This is a genomic window from Actinoplanes sp. TFC3 (genome assembly GCF_001553785.1).
Taxonomy (GTDB): Bacteria; Actinomycetota; Actinomycetes; order Mycobacteriales; family Micromonosporaceae; genus Actinoplanes.
On sequence record NZ_LOJP01000001.1, the window covers coordinates 5,825,009 to 5,848,356 of the forward strand.

Annotated in this window: 25 protein-coding genes and 1 pseudogene; 7 read left to right on the forward strand and 19 right to left on the reverse strand. The window is 69.8% G+C overall.

Annotated features, from left to right (window positions below; genetic code table 11):
- The first annotated feature begins 231 nt into the window (after window positions 1–231).
- On the forward strand, window positions 232–636 hold the full coding sequence (locus TFC3_RS26190; protein WP_067505214.1) for a winged helix-turn-helix domain-containing protein: 405 nt from the start codon (window positions 232–234) through the stop codon (window positions 634–636).
- Between the two features lie 227 nt (window positions 637–863).
- On the opposite strand, the gene TFC3_RS26195 is transcribed toward TFC3_RS26190, so the two are convergent.
- Together TFC3_RS26195 and TFC3_RS26200 are read right to left on the reverse strand one after the other, a co-directional pair.
- A complete protein-coding gene (locus TFC3_RS26195) occupies window positions 864–1,313 on the reverse strand; it encodes a pyridoxamine 5'-phosphate oxidase family protein (RefSeq protein ID WP_067505216.1) in 450 nt (149 codons plus the stop codon).
- Between the two features lie 115 nt (window positions 1,314–1,428).
- Entirely contained in the window at window positions 1,429–1,881 is a 453-nt protein-coding gene (locus tag TFC3_RS26200; protein ID WP_201787217.1) for a DUF6636 domain-containing protein, read from the reverse strand.
- A 134-nt stretch (window positions 1,882–2,015) separates the two neighbouring features.
- On the opposite strand from TFC3_RS26200, the gene TFC3_RS26205 reads away from it, so the two are divergent.
- Window positions 2,016–2,948: a tyrosine recombinase XerC gene (locus tag TFC3_RS26205; RefSeq protein ID WP_067505219.1), complete on the forward strand. Its 933-nt coding sequence runs from the start codon at window positions 2,016–2,018 to the stop codon at window positions 2,946–2,948.
- A gap of 43 nt (window positions 2,949–2,991) precedes the next feature.
- Window positions 2,992–4,179, forward strand: coding sequence for an aminotransferase class V-fold PLP-dependent enzyme (locus tag TFC3_RS26210; protein ID WP_067507629.1), 1,188 nt, complete (start codon window positions 2,992–2,994; stop codon window positions 4,177–4,179).
- Here the strand turns inward: TFC3_RS26210 and TFC3_RS26215 are convergent.
- From TFC3_RS26215 to TFC3_RS26290, 16 genes and pseudogenes are all read right to left on the reverse strand, one after another.
- A pseudogene (locus TFC3_RS26215) lies at window positions 4,173–4,649 on the reverse strand (M23 family metallopeptidase); the annotation flags it as partial. The gene TFC3_RS26210 and the pseudogene TFC3_RS26215 sit on opposite strands and share 7 nt — an antisense overlap.
- 39 nt (window positions 4,650–4,688) lie before the next feature.
- Window positions 4,689–5,012 carry a DUF2469 domain-containing protein gene (locus TFC3_RS26220; protein WP_067505225.1) on the reverse strand — a complete coding sequence of 108 codons (324 nt, stop codon included), beginning with the start codon at window positions 5,010–5,012 and terminating at the stop codon, window positions 4,689–4,691.
- Window positions 5,009–5,827, reverse strand: a complete 819-nt coding sequence (locus TFC3_RS26225) for a ribonuclease HII (RefSeq protein WP_067505228.1) — start codon at window positions 5,825–5,827, stop codon at window positions 5,009–5,011. Before TFC3_RS26225 ends, TFC3_RS26220 begins: the two co-directional genes overlap by 4 nt.
- On the reverse strand, window positions 5,827–6,288 hold the full coding sequence (locus tag TFC3_RS26230; protein WP_067505231.1) for an NUDIX hydrolase: 462 nt from the start codon (window positions 6,286–6,288) through the stop codon (window positions 5,827–5,829). The genes TFC3_RS26225 and TFC3_RS26230 overlap by 1 nt, the downstream gene beginning before the upstream one ends.
- A gap of 52 nt (window positions 6,289–6,340) precedes the next feature.
- A complete protein-coding gene (gene lepB, locus TFC3_RS26235; protein ID WP_067505234.1) occupies window positions 6,341–6,991 on the reverse strand; it encodes a signal peptidase I in 651 nt (216 codons plus the stop codon).
- Window positions 6,988–7,872 carry a signal peptidase I gene (gene lepB / locus TFC3_RS26240; RefSeq protein WP_067507632.1) on the reverse strand — a complete coding sequence of 295 codons (885 nt, stop codon included), beginning with the start codon at window positions 7,870–7,872 and terminating at the stop codon, window positions 6,988–6,990. Before lepB (TFC3_RS26240) ends, lepB (TFC3_RS26235) begins: the two co-directional genes overlap by 4 nt.
- Window positions 7,873–8,126: 254 nt before the next feature.
- A complete protein-coding gene (gene rplS / locus TFC3_RS26245) occupies window positions 8,127–8,486 on the reverse strand; it encodes a 50S ribosomal protein L19 (RefSeq protein ID WP_067505237.1) in 360 nt (119 codons plus the stop codon).
- 122 nt (window positions 8,487–8,608) lie between these two features.
- Window positions 8,609–9,373, reverse strand: coding sequence for a tRNA (guanosine(37)-N1)-methyltransferase TrmD (gene trmD, locus TFC3_RS26250; protein WP_067505240.1), 765 nt, complete (start codon window positions 9,371–9,373; stop codon window positions 8,609–8,611).
- Window positions 9,374–9,389: 16 nt separating this feature from the next.
- The gene (gene rimM / locus TFC3_RS26255) at window positions 9,390–9,959 is read right to left on the reverse strand and encodes a ribosome maturation factor RimM (RefSeq protein ID WP_173745402.1); all 570 of its coding nucleotides are present in this window, start codon (window positions 9,957–9,959) and stop codon (window positions 9,390–9,392) included.
- A 17-nt stretch (window positions 9,960–9,976) separates the two neighbouring features.
- The gene (locus tag TFC3_RS26260; protein ID WP_015624940.1) at window positions 9,977–10,234 is read right to left on the reverse strand and encodes an RNA-binding protein; all 258 of its coding nucleotides are present in this window, start codon (window positions 10,232–10,234) and stop codon (window positions 9,977–9,979) included.
- Window positions 10,212–10,760, reverse strand: coding sequence for a 30S ribosomal protein S16 (gene rpsP, locus TFC3_RS26265; RefSeq protein ID WP_067505245.1), 549 nt, complete (start codon window positions 10,758–10,760; stop codon window positions 10,212–10,214). Before rpsP ends, TFC3_RS26260 begins: the two co-directional genes overlap by 23 nt.
- 194 nt (window positions 10,761–10,954) lie before the next feature.
- Window positions 10,955–11,617 carry a DUF402 domain-containing protein gene (locus tag TFC3_RS26270; RefSeq protein WP_067507635.1) on the reverse strand — a complete coding sequence of 221 codons (663 nt, stop codon included), beginning with the start codon at window positions 11,615–11,617 and terminating at the stop codon, window positions 10,955–10,957.
- Complete coding sequence (gene proS / locus TFC3_RS26275) at window positions 11,614–13,020, reverse strand: proline--tRNA ligase (protein ID WP_067505247.1); 1,407 nt, start codon at window positions 13,018–13,020, stop codon at window positions 11,614–11,616. The genes TFC3_RS26270 and proS overlap by 4 nt, the downstream gene beginning before the upstream one ends.
- A 28-nt stretch (window positions 13,021–13,048) precedes the next feature.
- Complete coding sequence (locus TFC3_RS26280; protein WP_067505250.1) at window positions 13,049–14,125, reverse strand: amidohydrolase family protein; 1,077 nt, start codon at window positions 14,123–14,125, stop codon at window positions 13,049–13,051.
- 303 nt (window positions 14,126–14,428) lie between these two features.
- A complete protein-coding gene (gene ffh, locus TFC3_RS26285; RefSeq protein ID WP_067505253.1) occupies window positions 14,429–15,985 on the reverse strand; it encodes a signal recognition particle protein in 1,557 nt (518 codons plus the stop codon).
- Between the two features lie 29 nt (window positions 15,986–16,014).
- On the reverse strand, window positions 16,015–16,254 hold the full coding sequence (locus tag TFC3_RS26290) for a hypothetical protein (protein WP_067505256.1): 240 nt from the start codon (window positions 16,252–16,254) through the stop codon (window positions 16,015–16,017).
- 227 nt (window positions 16,255–16,481) lie between these two features.
- On the opposite strand from TFC3_RS26290, the gene TFC3_RS26295 reads away from it, so the two are divergent.
- The 4 genes from TFC3_RS26295 to TFC3_RS26310 all read left to right on the forward strand — a co-directional run bounded on the left by TFC3_RS26295 (window position 16,482) and on the right by TFC3_RS26310 (window position 22,239).
- Window positions 16,482–18,239, forward strand: a complete 1,758-nt coding sequence (locus TFC3_RS26295; RefSeq protein WP_067505259.1) for a stealth family protein — start codon at window positions 16,482–16,484, stop codon at window positions 18,237–18,239.
- Window positions 18,236–19,483, forward strand: coding sequence for a nucleotide sugar dehydrogenase (locus TFC3_RS26300; RefSeq protein WP_067505262.1), 1,248 nt, complete (start codon window positions 18,236–18,238; stop codon window positions 19,481–19,483). The genes TFC3_RS26295 and TFC3_RS26300 overlap by 4 nt, the downstream gene beginning before the upstream one ends.
- A 5-nt stretch (window positions 19,484–19,488) precedes the next feature.
- Window positions 19,489–21,555, forward strand: coding sequence for an acyltransferase family protein (locus tag TFC3_RS26305; RefSeq protein ID WP_067507639.1), 2,067 nt, complete (start codon window positions 19,489–19,491; stop codon window positions 21,553–21,555).
- Window positions 21,556–21,759: 204 nt separating this feature from the next.
- Complete coding sequence (locus TFC3_RS26310) at window positions 21,760–22,239, forward strand: CAP domain-containing protein (protein WP_067505265.1); 480 nt, start codon at window positions 21,760–21,762, stop codon at window positions 22,237–22,239.
- Between the two features lie 63 nt (window positions 22,240–22,302).
- On the opposite strand, the gene TFC3_RS26315 is transcribed toward TFC3_RS26310, so the two are convergent.
- Window positions 22,303–23,334 (reverse strand): O-methyltransferase, encoded by a 1,032-nt coding sequence (locus TFC3_RS26315; protein ID WP_067505268.1) that lies wholly within the window; start codon window positions 23,332–23,334, stop codon window positions 22,303–22,305.
- Between the last annotated feature and the right edge of the window lie 14 nt (window positions 23,335–23,348).

The following is a 23,348-nucleotide window of genomic DNA, read 5'->3' on the forward strand; positions in this document are numbered from 1 at the left end:
GCCCCGAACCCACCCGCGCAAGTCCCCTCCCACCGGCGCAAACACCCCGCCCCCGGCGTTCCTGACCGTGACGGTCCCGCCGCTGAGCAGCCGATCGGAACGCCGTCCCCGGACGCGTAGGATCGGCTTCTCGGCCGGGCCGGCAGCCGGAGTCAGACGGGAAGTTGACGTAACGACGTCTTGCCGTACGTACAGTGCTATGGAGCATCGTGACCACGTAGTGTGTCAGTCATGATCGATCCCTCGGCTGACCGTGCGGTGTTCCGCCAGCTCGCGGATCTCCTGCGCAACCAGATCGAATCCGGTGCACTGGGCCCCGGCGAGCCCCTGCCGAGCGAGCTACGCCTGGCGCAGGAGTACGGCATCAGCCGCACCACCGTGCGCCAAGCCATCGGCCAGCTCCGCACCGAAGGCCTCGTCACCGTCGACCGCCCACGAGGGACCTTCGTCCGAGTCCCCGAGCCCGTCGAAGTGATCCCCCTGGCCCGAGGCGACCGAGCCAGCGCCCGCATGCCCACCGACGCCGAACGCCGCGCCCACCGCCTGGGCGAAGGCGTCCCCGTCCTGGTGATAACAGCCCCCGACGGCACAACCGCAGTCCTCCCCGCCGACCGCGTCCAAGTGACCCGCCCCTGACCGCCCGGCCCCAAGGCGACAGCCCTGCGCCTATCGTCCGGGCGTCGCTGCTAGGTCGTGCCGCAGGCGGATGCGGCCAGCGAGGCCTCTGCCCGCACGCAATGAAGGTCCCGCGTTAACCCGGCCGAGCGGCGCTGCCGCTTCGCGACGCGAGGGTTGCGCCCGCGCAGCCCTCGCCCCACGCCGAAGCAGGCCGCCCCTACGGAAAAGAACCAACCACCCACTCCCTACTTCCGCGTACGCCGCCGATACCCGTGAACCTCATCCCACGACTCGATCACGAGATGATCAGCCGGCTCGCCCACGTACATCAAAGACATCTCCTTCACCTCCACCCGGAAATATCCAGCGTCGGCGACCGCGTCCTTCTCCGGGGCCTGGAACGGGACCGCGAGACCAGTCAGTTTGGCGTCGCCGGCTGGGGAGGGCGGTTCCACTGTGGGGCTGTGGATGGCTATTCGGGGATCCCGATGAATGTCCTGCAGCTTTCGTGCCCCGGGCATGGAGCCGAAGGTGATCTCGCCCTCGGGGGTGAGGACCAGCTCGATGGCGCTGATCCGGGGGGAGCCGTCGCGGCGGAGGGTGGCCAGCGTCTTGTTGGTGCCGGCTTCGAAGCGGGCCTTCACCTTGGCCGCGAACTCCGGATGATCCTGCTCGATTTTCTGCCAGTTCGCCATGGCGGGACGCTAACGCCGGGGTACGACAGAAACCCAGGTTCACCACGGCGGAACGCTGGCGCCGCGGGGTACGACAGAAAACGCAGGACCGCCACGGCGGGGCGCTGGGAAACGGTCACCACAGGTCGTACTGATCGCGAGCCAGGGTGAAGCCGTGCTGGGTGGCCACGTTTTCGCACCGCAGGAAGGCCTGGGAGCTCTGGCAGCGAAGATCACCCGCCTGCTTGGACTCCCCGTAGGGCAGGGCGGGCGCAGAGGGCTGGCCGAGAACCGTGTCACCAGCACAAACGAACTGCGCCGCGCTCGCCAAGGTGATCCCAGAGCCGTAGCTGAGCTGGCAGTCGGCCGGCTTCGCAGGTGCTTGCCACGTCTTCTTGGCGATGTCGCAGCGGACCTTGGCCGGAGTGAGGTAGCAGCCGATGTTCCCCGACGGGGACGAGAACCCGGAGGAGACCGACGGGGCGTTGCCGAGGGCGTCGTGAGCTGGGGGCGTACCGGTGGATGATGATGTGGGAGCACAGCCAGCCGTCAGGGCAAGCAGGGCTACCAGCGCAACCACCGAACGCACTTGATCCGCACCCCCAAGCGAAACCAGCCAACCGGCCGAACAGCAAACGCCCAACCGGCCGAACAGCAAACGCCCAACCGGCCGAACAGCAACCGGCCGAGCAGAAACGGCTCGACAGGCGCGATGATAGGCAGGTGGAGCAACCGTTGAGCACCCGGGACGCCCATGAGGCATTGCCACCGGCCCTGCGGCAGGCGGTTGACGATTTCGGGCTGCAGCTGGCGCGCGTTGACAACCGATCAGCTCATACCGTGCGCGCGTATGTGGGTGACGTGGTCTCCCTTCTTGCCCATGCCGCCGAGGCCGGTTGCGCGGCGCCGGGGGATCTGGACATCGGAGTGTTGCGGGCCTGGCTGGCCCGGCGGATGGCGGACGGGGCCGCGCGCACGTCGCAGGCTCGGCGGGCGGCGGCAGCGCGCACCTTCACCGTGTGGGCGATGCGGGCCGGGTTGTGCGACTCCGACGTCGGAGCCTCGCTGGCCAGCCCGAAGGCCCATCGCGACCTGCCGTCGGTGTTGCGCGCCGAGCAGGCGGCGGATCTGGTCGAGCGCACGGACGATGACCCCCATGCGGTACGCGACACAGCGGTGCTCGAGCTGCTCTATGCGACCGGGGTGCGCGTGAGCGAGCTGTGCGGGCTCGACCTCGCCGACGTGGACGAGTCCCGGCGGGTGGTCCGCGTGTTCGGCAAAGGCGCCAAGGAGCGGGCTGTCCCCTACGGCGTGCCGGCCCAGCGCGCCCTTGATGCCTGGCTGCGCGACGGACGGCCGAAGCTGGCGCACCCGGGCAGCAAGGATGCCCTCTTTCTCGGGGCGCGCGGGGGTCGCCTGCAGCAGACCGTGGTGCGCCGGATCGTGGCTGCGGCGGCGCAGCGTGCCGGGCTGCCGCACACCAGCCCGCACGATCTGCGGCACTCGGCGGCGACCCATCTGCTGGACGGGGGTGCCGATCTGCGGGCGGTGCAGGATCTGCTCGGACACGCCTCGTTGTCGAGCACCCAGATCTACACCCACGTATCGACGGAACGGCTGCGCGCGGCGTTCGAGCAGGCTCACCCGAGAGCTTGAAGAATTCGTAAACGCCAGCGGGCTCGTGTCGTACGATCGCAGCGTGAGCGCCGGAGATCCGCCCCCGCCCATCCCGGGAGCCCGGCTCCTCTTCTCGCTCGACCCCGGCATCGCCTATCTCAACCACGGCTCGTTCGGGGCCGTGCCGATCGGCGTGCAACGGGCCCAGCAGCGGCTGCGCGACGAAACCGACCGCAATCCGATGGCGTTCTACGCGGGCACCGCGCTGGGCGACCGTATCGTCCACACCCGACGTCACCTGGCCCAGTTTCTCGGGGCCGACCCGGACGGCAGCGCGCTGGTGCCGAACGCGACGGCGGGCGTCTCGCTGGCCCTGCAATCGGTGCGGCTGAAGCCCGGCGATGAGGTGCTGCTCACCGATCACGGCTACGGCGCCAACGAGATGGCAGCCAAACGTCAATGCCGCCGGGACGGGGCCACGGCTCGGACGGTCGCGGTGCCGCTGCTGGCCACGGATGCCGAGGTGGTGGGCCGGATCCGCGACGCGCTGCGGCCCGGCAAGACCAAGCTGCTGATCGTCGACCAGCTGACCTCGCCGACCGCCAAGGTGCTGCCGGTGCGCGACATCGTGGCGGCGGCGCGCGAGCATGAGATCCCGGTGCTGGTCGACGCCGCGCACGCGCCGGGCATGCTGTCGCTGGAGGTCGACCGGATCGGCGCCGACTTCTGGGTGGGCAACCTGCACAAGTGGGCCTATGCGCCGCGGGCCACCGGGCTGTTCAGCGTGTCCCCGGCCTGGCGGCGCCGGATCGAGCCGCTGGTCGTCTCGTGGGAGCAGGAGAGCGGCTTCCCGCACAACGTGGAATTCCAGGGGACGCTGGACTACTCGGCTTGGCTGGCGGCACCGGCCGGGTTGTTCACCATGCGCCAGCTGGGTGCCGGCACCGTGCGGCGGCACAACGCCGAGCTGGCCGCCTATGGCCAGCGGGTGGTCGGGGAGGCGCTGGGCCTGGCCCGCACCGAGCTGCCCGATCCCGGGTCGCCGGAAGCGGCCATGCGGATCGTGCCGATGCCCCCGGGGGTGGCGGCCACCCGGCCCGAGGCATCCGCGCTGCGCCAGCTCATCGCCGACAAGCTGGCCATCGAGGTCGCGCTGAACCCGTGGGGCGGGCGCGGCTGGCTGCGGCTGAGCGCCCAGGCGTACAACCGCGCGGAGGAATACGACCGCCTGGCCGAGCATCTGCCGCAACTGCTCGCCGAACATCACTGAGCCCCGGCCAGCCGGGACACGGGAAGCAGGCGGACCGCACCGGCGCCGAGCAGGGTCAGGGGATCCAGGTAGCCGGCGCCGCGCCGCAGGCCCCAGTGGAGGCAGGCTTCCGTGGGGCAGCCGGGGTGACCGGGTGACAGAAAACCGATCTGCGCACCCGCCGCCACCGCCGAGCCCACCCGGACGACGCCGAGCGACAGCGGCTCATAGGTGGTCCGCAGGCCGTCGGCGTGCGCGATGCTGACCACACCCCGGCCGGCCACGAGCCCCGCGAAGACAATCCTCCCGGCACCGGCCGCGCGGACCGGGGCGCCGGGGAAGGACGACAGGTCGACGCCGCGGTGACCGGCCAGCCAGGGCTGCGCGGGCGGGTCGAAGCGCCGGCTGATCGGGCCCGCGACGGGCCACCCGAACATCAGCAGAGACAGCAGGAGAGCCATGCCCGGCATCCTGCCGAAAACGGCAACCGGGCGTGGCTCCCCCTGTGGACAACTCGCTGGCGGTGCGGATCAGCCGCCGAAGCCCGGCTCGTCCGGGAGCGAGATGTCTGGCTTTTCCAGCTCCTCGACGTTGACGTCCTTGAACGTCATGACCCGCACGTTCTTGACGAACCGGGCCGGGCGGTACATGTCCCAGACCCAGGCGTCATGCATCTCGACCTCGAAGTACACCTCGCCGTCGGAGTTGCGCACGTGCAGGTCCACCTGGTTGGCCAGGTAGAAGCGGCGCTCCGTCTCCACCACGTACGAGAACTGACGGACGATGTCGCGGTACTCCCGGTAGAGCTGCAGCTCCATCTCGGTCTCGTACTTCTCGAGATCCTCTGCGCTCATCGCTTCTCGCCCTCCATTGCCTCATCTTCCCCCACCGGCACCGGCGGCCGAGGCTGCTCGCCCGACGCCACGCCGACGGTACCCTCACTGTCCGCCCAGAGCATCAGCGGCTCGGCCCCGGGCGCGGCGGCTGAGGCCGGCCGACGGGCTCGCGGCGGGCGGTTGCCGCGCCCGGAGGCGGCGGCGACGTTCACATATGAGAACCGGTGCTCGGCGCACGGGCCACGCTCGGTGAGCGCGGTGCTGTGCTCCTCGGTGATGTAGCCCTTGTGCACCGCGAAGCCGTAGCCGGGGAACTTGCCGTCCAGCTCGACCATCAGCCGGTCGCGGGTGACCTTGGCCAGCACGCTGGCCGCCGCGACGCAGGCCGCGACCCGGTCACCTTTCCACACCGCCAGCCCGGGGGCGCCCAGCCCGTCGACCGGAAACCCGTCGGTCAGCACGTATTCCGGCGGGGTGCTCAGCAAGGCCAGCGCCCGGCGCATCGCGGCGAGGTTGCACACGTGCAGCCCGCGGGCGTCGACCTCGGTCGCTGGGATGATAACGACCGACCAGGCCAGGGCGCGCTTGACCACCTGCTCGTAGACACGCTCGCGAGCCGCCGGCGTGAGCAGCTTGGAGTCGGCCAGCTCCTCGATCTCGCCGCGCTTGCCCTCGGGCAGGATGGCCGCTCCGGCGACCAGCGGCCCGGCGCAGGCACCGCGGCCGGCCTCGTCGGCACCGGCCACGTAGCGAAAGCCCCGGCGGTGCAGCGCCTGCTCGATGGCGTAGAGCCCGGCTTCGCGGCGCACCACAGTGCGAGGTGGGGTCAGCATCAGGCGGCTCCCAGCACGCCGGCCCGGCGGATCAGGCCGGCCAAATCGAGCGGGAAGATCTGCTCGGGCGAGGCTTCCACGTCGGCGGCCGACCACCAGCGGTGCTCGGTGATGGTCTGCTGCTCGTCGGCGTCGAACCCGGCGGTGGACACTTCCCAGCTCGGCACGCGGTGCACGAAGAAGTGCTGGCTCTGCTGATAGTGCCGGTTGCGGTAGCTGAACTCGGCGACCTCGTGGTGCACCGGCTCGCCGAGTTCGGCGGCGTCCACGCGCAGGCCGGTCTCCTCGAACAGCTCGCGCGCCGCGCCCTGCGCCGGGGTCTCCCCCTCGTCCAGGCCGCCGCCCGGAGTGAACCACCAGTGCTCGCCGGGCCGGGCCGGGTCACCACCGCGCAGCAGCAGCGCCCGGTCCTTGTCATCGATCAGCAACACCCGCGCCGCTCGTCGCTGAATGTACGTCACGGCTAAAGCCTATTGCGCCGCTCATCGATCTTGAGAGCGGGTGCCGCGGGCCTCACTTGGTCCTGGGCGCGTCCGGCACGTCGTCGAACGACTTGGGCACCGACAGCCAGGTGGCTCGCTTCACCGGCCAGAACACGGTGAACGCCCGGCCGACGATGGAGTCGGACTTGATCGTGGCTTCCTCGATGTTCTCGGTCTGCTCCCAGTGCTCCAGGGAGTCGCCCGAGGCCGAGCGGTGGTCACCCATGACCCACAGGCGCCCCTGCGGCACGGTGATGTCGAACGGCTCGTCGGCGGCCGGGTCCTGGTTGCCGTCGACGTCCTTGTAGATGTACGGCTCGGTGAGCGAGTGACCGTTGATCATCAGGTGCTGCTGGGGGTCGCAGCAGACCACGTGGTCGCCGCCGACGCCGATGATGCGCTTGATGAAGTCTTCGCCCTCGGTGCCGCTCTGCCAGTCCGAGGGCGCCTTGAACACCACGATCTCGCCGCGGCGGGGCTCACGGAAGTCGTAGACCAGCTTGTTGACGAGCACCCGGTCCCAGATGTTGAGGGTGTGCTCCATCGACGGCGACGGGATGTAGAAGGTCTGCAGGACGAATGCCCGCACCAGGACCGCGACCAGGATCGCCACGCCCACCAGGATCGGGAGCTCGCGCCAGAAGGAACCACGGCGCTTCTCGCCGGTCTGCTCGTCAATCACGACCGGAGCCTACGTCGCCGGGGACGGATGCACAGTCCGGAACGCGCGGATACGCCGACACTTAAGAAGAACGGGAGCATCACTGCCGTGCTGGCCGGATCGGGTTGCGGGGCCGGTGGACGACCCAGCGGGGCCGCGCCGACCGGATGTTCGGCCGCGTACGACGTCCAGATGGCGGGCACGGAGAGGCTGGTGAAGCGGCTGGTCGGCCACACGATGACGAAGGCCCGGCCGATCACGTTGTCGATCGGTACCGGGCCCTGGCAGCGCGCGTCCTGCGAGACCAGCCGGTGGTCGCCCATGACGAACATCTCACCCGCCGGGACGGTCACCTCGGTGAAGCGCCGGCTGCTGCACTGGCGCGGGTTGGGCGGCGCGTCTAGGGGGGAATTCTCGGAGATGTACGGCTCGTCGATCGGCTGGCCGTTCACCGTGATCCGGCCCTGCGCGTCGCAGCAGGCCACCTTGTCACCGGGCAGCCCGATCACCCGCTTGATGAAGTCGCGCTCACCCGGACGGCTGACCCCGACGAGGTCGCCGATGGTCCGGCCGAGCTTGGCCCCGAAGGTGTTGCTCAGCGGTGTCGCAGGCTGCTCGGACTCCCAGTTGTCGGGGCCGCGGAACACCACGATCTCGCCGCGCACCGGGTCGCGCATGTCATAGACGACCTTGTTGACCAGCACACGGTCCTTGATCTCCAAGGTGGTCTGCATCGAACCGGAGGGGATGAAGAACGCCTGGACCAGGAAGGTGCGGATCAGCACCGCCAGGCAGAACGCCACCACGAGCAGCAGCGGAAGCTCCTGCCAGAGCGGCATCTCCTTGCGGCGGATGACCCGGCCGCGACGCCGCCCGGAGGAGGCGCCTCGATACCCCTGCATCGGTTCCACGCTACGTCTCTCCCGCCGCCGTCCGAGCGAATCGACCCGGATACAGCACTACCGCCCGGACTTGCCCGCAGGAGCACCTGCGGGGCGTTGGTCGGGCGGTAGTGCGAATGGCCCACCAGCGCGGCGATCGCCGCACCGGCACTGATTCCCATCCGTCACGTGCGCAAGCCTAGCTCTGTTCTACAAACCGGGCAGCGCACCGAACGTCAGTCCGAGGAACCGTACGGCTCGGACCGCTGAGGGGTTCAGCTGACGGTCTGCTTCTCGCGAAGCTCCTTGATCTTGGCCTTCTTGCCGCGCAGCTCGCGCAGGTAGTAGAGCTTGGCCCGGCGCACGTCACCGCGGGTCACGACCTCGATGCGGTCGATCTGCGGGCTGTTCACCGGGTAGGTCCGCTCGACGCCGACGCCGAAGCTGATCTTCCGGACCTTGAACGTCTCGCGCAGACCGCCGCCCTGGCGGCTGATCACGACGCCCTGGAAGACCTGGACGCGGGAACGGTTACCTTCGACGACCCGGGCGTGCACGCGCAGGGTGTCACCCGCGCGGAAGTCGGGAATGTCGGTGCGCTGCGACTGGAGGTCGAGAGCGTCCAGCGTGTTCATCGCTGCATCCTCGTGCTACTCAGAGCGCACCGGGAGTTCGATGCGCACATGGGGTGATTCTGACCTGGTGAAAGGGCAGGTCCTCGTTCGCCACCACGGCGTGGGAGCGAACGGCAACCTCCCTACTTTGCCACACCTGAGCCCGGGATCCGAAATCCGGCCTCCTCGATGGCCCTGCGATCCTTCTTGTCCAGCTTCTCGGCAGGGTAGGCCTCGAAAAGATCAGGGCGTCGTGACGCGGTACGGATGAGCGACCGCTCCCGCCGCCACCGCGCGATCTTCGCGTGGTCCCCGGAGCGCAGCACCTCGGGCACCTCGTGGCCCTGCCAGGTGGCCGGCTTGGTGTAGACCGGCGCCTCGAGCAGCCCGTCGCCGTGCGACTCCTCGGTCAGCGACTCGGCGTTGCCCAGCACCCCGGGCAGCAGCCGGGTGACCGCCTCCATGATCACGATGACTGCGACCTCGCCACCGAACAGCACATAGTCGCCCAGCGAGATCTCCTGCACCGGCATCCGGGCGGCCGCGTCGTCGATCACCCGCTGGTCGATGCCCTCGTACCGGCCGCAGGCGAACACCAGGTGCTCCTGGGCGGCCAGCGCGGCGGCATCGGCCTGGGTGAACGGCTTGCCCACGGGCGAGGGGACCACCAGCAGCGAGGCGGGCGTGGCCACCGAGGTGAGGGCGGCCGACCACGGCTCGGGGCGCATCACCATGCCGGGACCACCGCCGTACGGGGTGTCGTCGACGGTGCGGTGCACGTCGGCGGTCCATGTGCGCAGATCGTGCACGGTGAGGTCGAGGGTCCCGGCGCCGCGGGCCTTGCCGATCAGTGACAGGTCCAGCGGGGCGAAATAGTCCGGGAAGATCGAGATGATGTCGACGCGCACGGCGGGGGCACACCTCCTAGAGGTCGAGCAGGCCCTCGGGCAGGTCGACGACGACCCGGCCACCGGCCAGGTCGACGGTGGGGACCATGGCGGTCACGAACGGGATCAGCGCGGTGCCGCCGGCGGCCTTCTTCAGCACGATCAGGTCGGAGGCAGGCGCGTGGTCGATGCGGTCGACGATGCCCAGCTCGGTGCCGTTCTGGTCGACCACCGAGAGCCCGACGAGCTGGTGGTCGTTGAACTCGTCAGGGTCGTCCGGCGCGGCGATGCCGGCGCTGTCGACCTGCAGGAACACCCCGCGCAGGGCCTCGGCGAGGTTGCGGTCGTACAGACCCTCGAACTGGGCGATGATCTTGCCCTGGTGCCAGCGCACCGACTCGAGGGTGAGTTCGGCGGGCACCTGGAAGGCCACACCGGGCGTGGGGGCGGCGGACGCCGGACCGGCGCTCACCCGGCGGTCCCGGGGGACCTCCGTGGTGAACACCGATCCGACGGCGAATCTCGCCTCTGGATCATCGGTCCGGACGGTCACGAGAACTTCCCCGCGAATGCCGTGCGGCTTACCGATCTGACCGACCACCAGCAGCATCGAACGACAGCCGATCAGTAGGCGTCGACGATGTCGACGCGGATGCCGCGCCCACCGATCGACCCGATGACCTGCCGCAGCGCCTTGGCTGTGCGCCCGCCCCGCCCGATGACCGTTCCCAGGTCCTCGGGGTGCACGCGCACCTCGAGCCGCTTGCCGCGACGCGAGTCGACCATGCGGACCCGGACGTCGTCCGGGTTGTCGACGATGCCCTTGACGAGGTGCTCCAGCGCAGGCCGGAGCGCCCCGTCAGCTCGCGTCGGCGCCGGCACCGGCCGGGTCCTTCGCGTCCTCGGCGACAGCCTCACGGTTGGGCTCGGCCGGGTCGACGGCCTTCGTGTCGGTCGGGCGGCCCTCGGCGACCTCCGGCGCGGCGGGGGTCTTGGCGGCCTCCGGCGCGGCGGCCTTGTCAGCCTTGGCCTTCTTCGGGGTGCTCTTGACCGGGGTCTCGGCAACGCCGGCGGCGGCCTTGGCCTCAGCCTCGTAGGCAGCCTGACGGTTTGCCTTCTCCGGGGCCACGAGCAGCGGCGGCGGGGCCGGCAGACCCTTGAACTGCTGCCAGTCACCGGTCTTCTCGAGGATGCGCTGCACGGCCTCGCTCGGCTGCGCGCCGACCGAGAGCCAGTACTGCACGCGCTCGCTCTTGACCTCGATGACCGACGGGTCATGCTTGGGCTGGTAGATGCCCACGTACTCGATGGCGCGGCCGTCGCGCTTGGTGCGCGAGTCGGCGACGACGATGCGGTACTGCGGGTTGCGGATCTTGCCCATCCGCAGGAGCCGGATCTTTACGGCCACGGTTGTTTCGCTCCAGGTGATGACGTGGGTGAGCCGACGGAACCCACGTGGGGATGCGGGACCGATGTCTCGTGGACTGGCAACGCGAGAAGGGTTAGAGGGCGCCTCTCACATGCCGGATACCAGTCGTCCATTCTGCCAGATGGTAAGCAGCACTTCCCACTCGGCCTGACAACCGGACTTCCAGCGCCAAATCAGGCGCGCGGTACGGGCGGACGGTCCCAGCCGGGTGGGACCTCGGCCACAGGCTCCCATGACGGGTCGGGCTGGAAATCGGTCCACGTGCCGTCGAAGGGGAAGGCGCCCGCCTCGATCTGCTTGACCACGCGCCGGCCCTCAGCCCAGAGGGCGGCCTCGTCCGGCACCCAGTAGTGCTCGGGCAGGGCCAGGCGCTCGGCCAGCTCGGCCTCGTCCTTCCACTGCCATGAGCGGTCCGGGGCGATGACGATGTCGAGATCCTGGTCGATCACGTCGATCCCGCGGGCTCCCCCGGTTGCCGAGTCGTCCCAGCGCAGGGCGCGCTGCTCGAGGTTGACGTACCAGGACGTGAACCGGTCATAGTCGTCGCGGAAGAACCAGACCGAGTAGTCGACGTCCGGCGGGATGAACTTGAGCAGCCCCGGACCCTGCCAGGTGCCCGGCACCACGTGCGTGTCCAGCGTCACCCACTCGGTGAACGGCATGGCACGGATGCCGCGCCCGTCCAGGGCCTGCTCCACCAGCACCGCCGAGCCGCGCGCGAGCCACAGCAGCAGCCCGCGCGCGTCGTCGGAGATCACCCGGCACGGTCGTACGGAGGCCAAACGCGGCCCGTCGATGTTGCGGTAGAGAACCGTGGACCCGGGCTGGAACATCAGTAGGCGCGGGCCAGAATCGCCTGCACGTCCGGGCTGTCGTCCGACTCGGGCACCGAGCCGTCCGGGTTGACCAGGCAGCGGACCGTGACCGCCTTGCCGTTCGCCTCGGCCTCGCCCTCGGGGCCGACCGCCGACCACGGCAGCCGCGCCCAGCCGGTCTGCGCCGCTTCGAGCGCCTCACCCAGCGTCTTCACGTCGACCGTGCGCTCCTCGCGGTGGGCCAGCGCGCTGTCGAACAGGGCCTGCTGGTCGGCCTCGAGCGCGGCGGCAACGGTGGCAGCCACCTCGCCGAGCGCGACCGGCGTCTTGCTGCCATCGGTGCGGCGGGCCACCACGGCGTTGCCGGCCGCCAGGTCACGGGGGCCGACCTCCACGCGCACCGGGATGCCCTGCAGCTCGGCGTCCACGGCGCGACGGCCGAACGGGATGTCGGCGCGGTCGTCGAGCTTTGTGCGTACCCCCGCGGCTTTGAGCTCGTCACGCAGCTTGATCGCCGCCTCGGTGACGCCCTCGCCGGCCTTGACCACCATGATCTGGGCCTGCACGGGCGCGAGCCGGGGCGGAAGCCGCAAGCCGTTGTCGTCGCCGTGCACCATGATCAGGCCACCGATCATGCGGGTGGTGCTGCCCCACGAGGTGGTCCAGGCGTGCTCGACGCTGCCGGCCTGCGAGGTGTACGTGATGTCGAACGCCTTCGCGAAGTTCTGCCCGAGCTCGTGCGAGGTGCCCATCTGCAGCGCCTTGCCGTCGCCCATCATGGCTTCGAGCGTCATCGTGTTGGTGGCCCCGGCGAAGCGCTCACCCTTGGTCTTGCGGCCCGGCACCACCGGGATGGCCAGCAGATTGGCCATGAAGTCCTCGTAGACCGAGTGCAGGATGCGCCGCGCGTAGTCCCGGGCATCGGCCTCGGTGGCGTGCGCGGTGTGACCCTCCTGCCAGAGGAACTCGGTGGTTCGCAGGAACGTGCGCGGGCGCAGCTCCCACCGGACCACGTTGGCCCACTGGTTGAGCAGCAGCGGCAGGTCACGGTACGAGTCGATCCACTTGGCCATGAACTCACCGAAGATCGTCTCGCTGGTCGGGCGGACCACGATGGGCTCGGACAGCTCCTTGCCGCCGGCGTGCGTGACGACCGCGAGCTCCGGCGAGAAGCCCTCGACATGCTGCGCCTCACGGCTCAGGTAGCTCTCCGGGATGAACAGCGGGAAGTACGCGTTCTGCGCCTCCGCCTCCTTGATGCGGGCATCCATCTCGGCCTGCATCCGCTCCCAGATGGCGTACGCGGCCGGACGGATGACCATCGTGCCCCGCACCGGGCCGTTGTCGGCCATCCGAGCCTTGTTGATCAGGTCCTGGTACCAGCGGGGAAAGTCTTCCGCCCGGGGAGTGAGCACGCGCGCCATGGGTGAGGATCCTAGCCGGGGCGCGCGGTCAGCGAACGACGCGACCCTTCAGGATGATGCGGCGCGGCTGGCGGACCACGCGCAGGTCGGCTCGCGGGTCCTCGTCATACACGACAAGGTCGGCCAGCCCGCCCTCCACCAGCCCGGGGAACCCCAGCCATGCGCGGGCCCGCCAGGATGCCGCCGCGAGCACGTCGACGGCGGGGATGCCGGCCTCGTGCAGCAGCAGCATCTCCTCGGCGGCCTGCCCGTGCCGGATGCTGCCACCCGCGTCGGTGCCGACGTAGAGGGGGACGCCGGCCTCGTGAGCTGCGACGACAACGCCGGGGAAGCGGTCGCGCAGGGCGATCATGTGGTCGGCGTACCCGGGGAATTTGGGCCGGGCCTGATCGGCGATCTTCCCGAACGTCCGGATGTTGATCATCGTGGGTACGAGCGCGGTGCCGCGCCGGGCCATCTCGTCAACCAGATCCACCGACAAGCCGGTGCCGTGCTCCACCGAGTCGACCCCGGCGCGGACCATGGCGGCGACGCCTTCCTCGGAGAACGTGTGCACGGCGGCTCGGGCGCCGGCGGCGTGCGCGGCTTCAACGGCGGCGGTCATGGTGGCGGCATCCCACGAGGGCGCGAGGTCACCGACGGACCGGTCGATCCAGTCCCCCACCAGCTTCACCCAACCGGTGCCGGCCTTCGCTTGCGCGGTAACGGTTTCGGCCACGCGGGCGGCTTCCACTTCGATGCCGATGTCCCGCAGATACCGCCGGGGCGAGGCAACATGCCGTCCAGCCCGCGCCAGCCTGGGGATCTCAGGTTCGTCGTCCAATTCGGGATACGGGTACGGCGACCCGGCATCGCGCAACGCCAGCACCCCGGCCGCACGGTCCTGCAACGCCAGCTCACGCGCTTCGTCGAGGCTCTCGATGGGCGTGGCGCCGTACCGGATCCCGAGATGGCAATGCGCATCCACCAGGCCCGGCAGGATCCACCCGCCGTCAACAACGGTTTCGGCATCGCGAACGGGTTCGTAGGTGACCCGGTCGCCGGTCAGCCAGAACTCGCGAACATCACCCTCGGGCAGAACAACCCCACGCACATGCAAAGCCATGCGTCAGGTCTACCCGATCCCCCCGGTCCGCTTCGAGTATCTGGCCTGCACGGTCACGCCTCGCCGGACGGCTCCCGCCATTCGCGGGTCAGCGCCGGCAGGTCGAGGTCACCGGGAGCGGGGATGCCGGTCCCGAAGATCCTCAGGAAGGCTCGCCAGGTCGTCGACGGTCCCGTTCTGCTCGTCAGACCAGGCCCAGACCATCAAGTCGGTGCGGAGCGGCAGTCATCGCTTCTCCCTCGAAGGACGTGGACTGCCGCTCACGTTACTAGACATGTGACCACTTGTCACACGACCATGGTGTCAGTGTTTGTCGTCGTCGCGTTTGGGGTTGTTGAGCTTGTTGAAATCGAGGTTGGGAAGCTTGAAGCCCGGCGGCAGCCCCTGACCCTGGGCCAACGCGTTCGGGTCGAGCCCCGGCGGGAGCTGGGGCATGCCGCCCGGGAAGCCTGCGGGCCGGGCGCCGCCCACGCGGGGACGGTTGCCGCCCTTGGTGCCCTTGCGCTTGTTCTTCGGGCTCTTCGTGGCCTTGCGCCGGCCTCCGCCGGGCAGGCCCATCATGCCGCCCATCTGCTTCATCATCTTCTGCGCTTCGGTGAAGCGGTTGAGCAGTTGGTTGACGTCCATCACCGTGACGCCCGAGCCGCGGGCGATGCGGGCGCGGCGGGAGCCGTTGATGATTTTGGGGTTGGTGCGCTCGCCCGGGGTCATCGAGCGGATGATCGCCGCCACCCGGTCGAAGTGGCTGTCGTCGAGCTCGGCCAGCTGGTCCTTCATCTGGCCCATGCCGGGCATCATGCCCAGGATGTTGGCGATCGGGCCCATCCGGCGCACCGCGATGAGCTGGTCGAGGAAGTCCTCCAGGGTGAACTGCTCGCCACCGAGCAGCTTGGAGGTCATCTTCTCTTTCTGATCCTCGTCGAAGGCCTGCTCGGCCTGCTCGATGAGGGTCAGCACGTCGCCCATGCCCAGGATGCGGCTGGCCATCCGGTCGGGGTGGAAGACGTCGAAGTCCTCGAGCTTCTCGCCCGTGGACGCGAACAGGATGGGCTCGCCGGTGACGTGGCGCACCGACAGGGCGGCACCGCCTCGGGCGTCACCGTCGAGCTTGGAGAGCACCACGCCGGTGATGCCCACGCCGTCGCGGAAGGCCTCGGCGGTGCTCACCGCGTCCTGGCCGACCATGGCGTCGATGACGAAGATGACCTCGTCGGGGTCGACCGCGTCGCGGATGTCGCGGGCCTGCTGCATCATCTCGGCGTCGATGCCCAGGCGGCCGGCGGTGTCGACGATGACGATGTCCTTCGCCATCCGCTTGGCCTGCTCGATGGAGTCCTTCGCCACCTGCACCGGGTCGCCGACGCCGTTGCCGGGCTCGGGGGCGTACACGTCGACGCCTGCGCGCCCGGCCAGCACCTGCAGCTGGTTCACCGCGTTGGGGCGCTGGAGGTCACAGGCGACCAGCAGCGGCTGGTGGCCCTGGCCCTTGAGCCAGCGGGACAGCTTGCCGGCCAGCGTGGTCTTACCGGAGCCCTGCAGGCCGGCGAGCATGATGACGGTCGGCGGCTGCTTGGCGAACTGCAGCCGGCGCCCCTCGCCGCCGAGGACCGCGATGAGTTCCTCGTGGACGATCTTGATGATCTGCTGGGCCGGGTTGAGCGCCTGGGAGACCTCGGCGCCGCGGGCCCGTTCCTTGAGGTTCGCGATAAAGGTCTTGACCACCGGCAGCGCGACGTCAGCCTCGAGCAGCGCGAGACGGATCTCGCGCGCGGTGGCGTCGATGTCGGCGTCGGTGAGCCGGCCCTTGCCCCGGAGTTTGGTGAAGATGCCGGAGAGTCGGTCACTCAGGTTGTCAAACACAGCGCAAGCCTAGCCGCCCGGGGGAACGCTTACCGGTTGCGCATCCGGTACGTCTTCTGCGCGGCCTCGATGCGCATCTGGGTGCGGGTGCCGGGCGCCAGCCCCTTCTTGGCCTTTCCGTACAGGTAGATGCCGCCGCCGACCACTACCGCACCGACGATCAGGTACGCCAGCGCGCCGACGAGCCAGTGCAGCACCGAGACGGCGATCCAGCCCACGACGATCACCCCGGCCACCATGGCGACCAGGTAAGCCACTGCCTTGCCCATGTCGTTCCCCTCTCGCGACAGACCCCCAGCATGCTCCCCGCGCGCAACAAAGCCCATCGGGGCGCTCCCGTAGGGGTGGCAGCCGGCCGTTCGACCGCGCCACACCGGTAAATCGCGTATACCGCTGATATCAGGTGTTATCGACCGCAACCTACCGGTACACCTCGCCGTTGAGGCACAGGAACCGGCGGCCGAGACGCCGACACATCCGGCGGAAGGACGAGCTCGTGCCCCTGCGGCGGCTCCTGCGACTCGCGCCCTGGCAGGTCAGGTCACGCATCATCCGAAGCGTTCAGCGCCGCGTACTGCCGCGGGTCTCCGAGGAACAACGCCTGGGAGTGGCCCGGCGACTCGTGTCGCTGTCACATCCGCCCCAGCTACCGCTCATGCGCACCCCGGCGAACGCCCCGAGCATGCGGGTGCGCACGGGACGCGGGTGGGTGACGGCCCGGCGTGACCCCGGGGCAAGCCCGGCATCGGTACGCCGGGAGAACCTCGACAACGTCATCGCCGCCCTCGACACGGCCGGCATCGACTGGTTCCGGATCCCGGCGAAGGCGCTGCGCATCACCGCCGTCGCCGTGCGCACCACCGACCGGGCTGCAGCCATCAAGGCGCTGGAGCAGAGCACCGGCCTGATCGACGTGATCAAGCCGAAGCGGGTCAAGAAGCGCCGGCAGGCCGAGGTGCTGCGCCTGCACTGGCCGGTCACCGACCCGCACGGCAGCCTGGTGCTCGGTTACGACTTGGGCTGTGAGGTCGAGTTCTGGGCCGAGCACGACGGGGTGCTGCGCGGGCCGCGGCCCAACCCGATCGCCGATGTGGTGGCGGCCGGCGAGGCTGTGGTGCTGGCCCCCGAGGCGGCGTTCGGGGCGTTCAGCTCGCCACACGACCCGCGGACGTACCGGACGAAGCAGATCTTCACGATGCCCGGCCCGGACCGGATCGCCTTCCCGATCGACGTGGTCTACACCTGGGTCGACGGCGGCGATCCGCAGTGGCAGACCCGCAAGGCGGCCGCGCTGGCCGATAACGGCTGGCTGGAAGAAGCGAGCCGGCTGGCGCACAACAACGCGCGCTTCGCCTCGCGCGACGAGCTGCGCTACTCGCTGCGCTCGCTGCACTGCTTCGCGCCCTGGGTGAACCACATCTACCTGGTCACCGACGATCAGGTGCCGGAGTGGCTGGACACCACGCAGCCCGGTCTGACAGTGGTGAGCCACCGGGAGATCTTCGGCGACACCGGGACGCTGCCCACCTTCAACTCGCAGGCGATCGAGTCACGCCTGCACCGCATCCCGGGGCTCAACGAGCACTTCCTGTACCTCAACGACGACGTGTTCCTGGGCCGCCCGGTGAGCCCGGAGCTGTTCTTCACCCCGGGCGGGCTGACTCGATTCTTCCCGTCGAACGCCCAGGTCGACTCGGCCCCGCGCCGCCCCGACGATCCGCCCGCGGACTCGGCCGGCAAGAACAACCGCGAGCTGATCCGTTCGGCGTTCGGCCGGGTGCTGACCCGCAAGATGATGCACACCCCGCACCCGTCGCGGATCACCCTGATCAGCGAGATCGAGCAGCGGTTCAACGAGTACGTCACCGCGACCGCCGGCCACCAGTTCCGCCACCCCGACGACATCGCGCTGCTGTCCTCGCTGCAGCAGTACTACGCGTACCTGACCGGGCGGGCAGCCCCGGGAACCATCGCCTACACGTACGCGGACCTGGCCAACCCGGCGACGCCGTTCAAGCTCGCGCGGCTGTTGCGCCACCGCGACCTGGACACGTTCTGCCTCAACGACACCGACTCCGACGACGCGGTGGCCGCCGAGCAGGTGGCGCTGCTCGGCGAGTTCCTGCCGGCGTACCTGCCGTTCGCGTCGCCGTACGAACGCACCGGGCCGCTTCCGGCTGCCTCCCCGCCGCGGGTGACCGTCCCCGCGCAACCGAGCCCGACCAAGACCCCCAGAAGGAGAACTTTCTCGTGAGCTTCGACGTCGTCATCCTCGGCCTCGGGTACGTGGGGCTGCCCCTGGCCCAGCAGGCCACCCGGGCCGGGCTGCGCGTGCTCGGCTTCGACGTGAACGCGGGCGTGGTCGCCGTGCTGGGCGCCGGGCGCTCCCACGTCGACGATCTGTCCGACGCCGACGTGGCCGAAATGCTGGCCGGCGGTTTCGAGACCATCACCGACGAGACCCGGATCGCCACCGCTGACACCGCGGTCATCTGTGTGCCGACCCCGCTGTCCGAAGGCGACGGCCCGGATCTGCGCGCGGTCATCGGGGCCACCGAGGCGGTCGGGCGCAACCTTCGTACCGGCATGCTGGTCGTGCTCGAATCGACCACCTACCCGGGCACCACCGACGATGTGGTGGGACCGTTGCTGGAGAAGCTGTCCGGGCTCAAGGCGGGCGTGGACTTCCACCTGGCGTTCTCCCCCGAACGCATCGACCCGGGCAACGAGAAGTTCGGCGCGCACAACACCCCCAAGGTTGTTGGCGGCAGCACGCCCGCTTGCACCGACCGGGTGGCCGAGTTCTACGGGCGGTTCGTGGAGACGGTCGTGCGTACCCGCGGCACCCGTGAGGCGGAGACCGCGAAGCTGCTGGAGAACACCTACCGGCACGTCAACATCGCGCTGGTCAACGAGATGGCCCGGTTCTGCCACGAACTCGACATCGACCTGTGGGACGTCATCCACGCCGCTTCGACCAAGCCGTTCGGGTTCCAGGCGTTCTACCCGGGTCCCGGCGTGGGCGGGCACTGCATCCCGATCGACCCGAACTACCTGAGCCACAACGTGCGCACCAAGCTGGGCTACCCGTTCCGGTTCGTGGAGCTGGCGCAGGAGATCAACGCGACGATGCCGGCGTACGTGGCCCGGCGGGCGCAGAACCTGCTCAACGCCGACGGTCAGGCGCTGCACGGCGCGCGGGTGCTGCTGCTGGGCGTCACGTACAAGCCGAACATCGCCGACCAGCGCGAGTCGCCGGCCACGCCCCTGGCCCGGCACCTGGCCTCGCTGGGCGCCCAGCTGACCTACCACGACCCGTACGTCGAGGAGTGGGCCGTCCCGCGCACCGATGACCTGGAAGGTGCCGCAGCCGCAGCCGACCTGGTCATCCTGGTGACCCATCACCGCGACTACGACGCCGATCACCTGGCCGGCATCTCGAAGCGCTTCTTCGACACCCGCGGCGTCACCAGCACCCGGGAGGCGCACCGGCTGTGACCGAGATGAGCACCGCGCCCGTCGCGCCCGCGCCCCGGAAGCCCCGCCCGGCCGGGCAATCCGCCCAGCCCAGCCGAGCCGAGGGGAAACAGAGCCATCGCCGCGACATCGAGGGGCTGCGTGCGGTCGCGGTGCTGCTCGTGGTGGCGTACCACTGTGGGCTGCCCTTTGTCTCCGGGGGTTATGTCGGGGTCGACGTCTTCTTCGTCATCTCCGGCTTCCTGATCACCGGGCTGCTGCTGCGTGAGCGACGCGTCAGCGGCACAATCTCGATCCCGCGCTTCTATGCCCGCCGCGCCCTGCGGCTGCTGCCCGCCTCGACGCTGGTTGTCGTGGTCACGGTGGCGGCGTCGGCGTTGTGGCTGCCGCCGTTGCGGCTCGGCGCGATCCTGTCCGACGCGCTGCACACCTCGATCTACGCGATGAACTACCGGCTCGCGGCGGTCGGCACCGACTATCTGAACGCCGACGCCGATCCCTCGCCGCTGCAACACTTCTGGTCGCTGGCCGTGGAGGAGCAGTTCTATCTGGTCTGGCCGCTGCTGATCCTGGCGCTGGGCCGGCGCCGGCGGGGTCTGGGCCTCGCGCTGTCACTGCTGACCGCCGGTTCGCTGGCCGTCGGGGTGTGGCAGACCCAGGCGAACGCCGGTTGGGCCTATTTCGGTGCGCACACCCGCGCCTGGGAGCTCGGCATCGGTGCACTGCTGGCGCTGGGTGCGGTGCGGCTGCCGGGCTGGTGCGTGCCGGCGGGGTTGGTTGCGGTGGGCGTTTCGGCCGTGCTCTACACCGCTGAAACCCCCTTCCCCGGGTACGCCGCCCTGTTGCCGGTTCTGGGCACCGCAGCGGTGATCGCCGGGGGCACCGGACGTCAGGCGGGTCTGCTCGGCGCGCCGATCCTGCAGGGCATCGGGCGGCTCTCGTACTCCTGGTACCTCTGGCACTGGCCGGTGCTGATGATCGCCCCGGCCGCGCTGGGCCGCCCACTCGCCGTGTGGGAGAACGTGCTGGCCGCGCTGGGTGCACTGGTGCTGGCCGCGCTGACCTACGCGCTGGTGGAGAATCCGGTACGCCACCTGGCTGTTCTGCGCAACCGCCCGTGGCTGGGCATCGGAGCCGGTCTCGGGGTCTCGCTGCTGTGCGCCGGACTGTGCGTGGGCATCACGTACGTCGCCGATCATGTCCGGGGGGCCAGCGACTACCAGGCCACCGTGCTCGATCCGGCCACGTTCAACCCCAAGGACCTGAGCACCGAGATCGCCGGCAGCCTCGATCTGCCCGCGGTGCCGGCCAATCTGACGCCCAAGCTGGCCACGGTGGCCAAGGACAAGCCGCACTTCTACAGCGAGGGCTGCTCCGGCTCGTTCGACGATGCGGAGGTCAAGAAGCCCTGCGCGTACGGCGACCTGTCCTCCGGCACCACCGTGGTGCTGTTCGGCGACTCGCACGCCGGGCACTGGTTCCCGGCGCTGGAGGCGGCGTCGCTGCAACGACACTGGAAGCTTGTTGTGGTGACCAAGAGCGCGTGCAGCGCCGCGGACGGCACGATCTTCCTGCCGCAGCTCAAGCGCGACTTCACCGAGTGCGTGCAGTGGCGCAAGGACGCGTTCGCGTACGTCCGCTCGCTGCACCCGGCGAAGGTGCTGCTGGCCTCCACGTACCCGAGCAGCGAGCTGCTGCACGTGGACGGCACCCAGGACGAGGCGTGGGCGGCGGGCTGGCGGCGGTCGGTGCGCGCGGCGACGGCGCCGGGCACCGAGGTCTACTTCATGAGCGACACGCCCTGGCAGGCCGGCTCGACCCCGGAGTGCCTGTCCGAGCACATGGACCGCCCGTCGGCTTGTGCTCGTACGCGCACGGATGCTCTGGCCCTGCCCGCCCGGCGCAAGCTCGTGGCGGACGCGGCTCGCGCGGCCGGAGCCACGGTCATCGACCCGGTGCCGTGGTTCTGCACCCCTGGCGTCTGCCCGGTCATCGTGGGCAACGTGCTGGTGTACCGCGATCAGCACCACGTGACCACGGCGTACAGCAGATTGCTCGCCCCGCAGCTCGGAGCGGCGCTCGCAGCGTCGTAAAGAGCAGGCGAAAGGGCCGGTTGCTACCTGGTGGCAACCGGCCCTTTTACGGTGTTGCAACGCGGCGATGGCAGGCACCCGAGCGGCAACCCAGCACTCACGGCAAGGCACCTGAACAGGCATCAGCGGGCGCTGCGCGGCACCGAAGGGAACGGTGTACCTGGCGAACAAGCGCCGGGGCGGAGTTCTCTGAAAGGTTGACCCGTGCTGAAGCGCCTCGCCACCCTTGCTCTGATCCCCGCCGCTGCTTTCATCGGCCTGCTCGCCACCGCCGAGGCCGCTCAGGCCGCGCCGGTCTCCACCTCGACGCTGCAGACGCAGATTGTCAGCCTGTCGAACCAGCAGCGCACCGCCGCCGGCTGCAAGGCGCTCACGGTGAACGCGCAGCTGCTCTGGGCTGCCCGCGGTCACAGTAAGTTCATGGCGACGACCGGCGTTTTCAGCCACACCGGCGCCCGCAACTCCTCGTTCATCACCCGCGTCAAGGCTGCCGGTTACACCGCGCCGCGCAGCGAGAACATCGCCTGGGGCTACCGCAGCGCCGCCGAGGTCGTCAACGCGTGGATGAAGTCGCCGGGTCACCGTCGCAACCTGCTCGACTGCGGGGCCAAGACGTTCGCCGTCGGCGTCGTCTACTCCGCCAACGGCACGCCGTACTACACCCAGGAGTTCGGCTCCCGCTAAGTCTTCTCTCTCCCCCGTGACCGGCCCGGCATGCCCCCGCATGCCGGGCCGATCCATTTCCGGCTAAACGGGGACGGCGCTGCGCGAGTACGACATGACGGCGTGCCGGCCCAGCAGGTTCGGCTCGGCGCTCAGCCCAGCGATGCTCTCGGTCCAGCGCCGCACGGCTTCCTGTTCATCGGGGCGGTTCACGTCGTCCAGCACCACGGTGGCGGTCGACGCCAGCCGGCTCTCCAGCACGTGCAGCGCCGGGAACCGGGCATCCGGTCCGGTGGCCGCGGGCGGGCCGTCGATCAGCAGCAGGTCGATGTTGCGCAGGTCGGTGAGCTGCTCCACGTCGTACCAGGAATAGGTCCGGCCGTCGGCAGTCAGCTCGGACAGCGGCGCGATCCGCACCTCGGCGACAGTGGAAAGCCCGTGCGCGGTCAGCATTTCGCGGGTGCGCGCGGCGTAATCGGAGTCGTGGTCGAGCGAGATGAGCTGCCCGCCGATCTTCTCCAGCGCGTAAGCCAGCCACACCGTCGACGTGCCGCTGCCCAGCTCGACCACCAGCCGGGGCTGGTGCAGCTTGATCAGGTGCAGCAGCTCCAGAAGATCCGTCGGGTTGAGCGCGAAGTCACCCGAGGACGGCATCGGCGCGCGCGGGGTGAACTCCTGGAACAACTGGAACATTGCCTCGATCTCGCGGCTCTGCGCGCGCAGCAGCAGATCGTTGCCGTGCCCGTTCTGGCGCAGTCCGCGGGTGATGGTCCGGGTCAGCTCCTGATGCCGGTCGCCAGCGGTCAGCCGTTCCTTCTCCACGGTCGCCACCACGCGGCGCTGCATCTGCTCGACCACGGTACGCAGCTCCCGGTTGGCCGCTTGGCTCGCCCGGTACAGCCCGCCCATCCAGCGCGACAGGTGCAGGATGCCGACCAGTACCACCAGCAGCAGCAGGGCCAGCAGCGAGATGGCCAGGCTCTGATGCCCGGTGCCGGCTGCCACCCAGACCCCGGCGATCAGCACCAGCGCCGCCATGAGAACCACCGCTTGCGGACGGGTCAGGCTCTGCAGCCGTCCCGTCAGCCGACCGCCGAACCGGGTCAGGCTGCTCATGACAAGACCTCCCA

Coding starts and splice junctions, on each gene's coding strand:
- lepB (WP_067507632.1), bottom strand. CDS start 7,872: ATGCAGGGGTATCGAGGCGCCTCCTCCGGGCGGCGTCGCGGCCGGGTC.
- rplS (WP_067505237.1), bottom strand. CDS start 8,486: ATGAACACGCTGGACGCTCTCGACCTCCAGTCGCAGCGCACCGACATT.
- proS (WP_067505247.1), bottom strand. CDS start 13,020: ATGGCGCGCGTGCTCACTCCCCGGGCGGAAGACTTTCCCCGCTGGTAC.
- TFC3_RS26315 (WP_067505268.1), bottom strand. CDS start 23,334: ATGAGCAGCCTGACCCGGTTCGGCGGTCGGCTGACGGGACGGCTGCAG.
- TFC3_RS26305 (WP_067507639.1), top strand. CDS start 19,489: ATGAGCACCGCGCCCGTCGCGCCCGCGCCCCGGAAGCCCCGCCCGGCC.
- TFC3_RS26220 (WP_067505225.1), bottom strand. CDS start 5,012: ATGAGCGCAGAGGATCTCGAGAAGTACGAGACCGAGATGGAGCTGCAG.
- TFC3_RS26225 (WP_067505228.1), bottom strand. CDS start 5,827: ATGCTGACCCCACCTCGCACTGTGGTGCGCCGCGAAGCCGGGCTCTAC.
- TFC3_RS26280 (WP_067505250.1), bottom strand. CDS start 14,125: ATGGCTTTGCATGTGCGTGGGGTTGTTCTGCCCGAGGGTGATGTTCGC.
- TFC3_RS26290 (WP_067505256.1), bottom strand. CDS start 16,254: ATGGGCAAGGCAGTGGCTTACCTGGTCGCCATGGTGGCCGGGGTGATC.
- TFC3_RS26190 (WP_067505214.1), top strand. CDS start 232: ATGATCGATCCCTCGGCTGACCGTGCGGTGTTCCGCCAGCTCGCGGAT.
- TFC3_RS26195 (WP_067505216.1), bottom strand. CDS start 1,313: ATGGCGAACTGGCAGAAAATCGAGCAGGATCATCCGGAGTTCGCGGCC.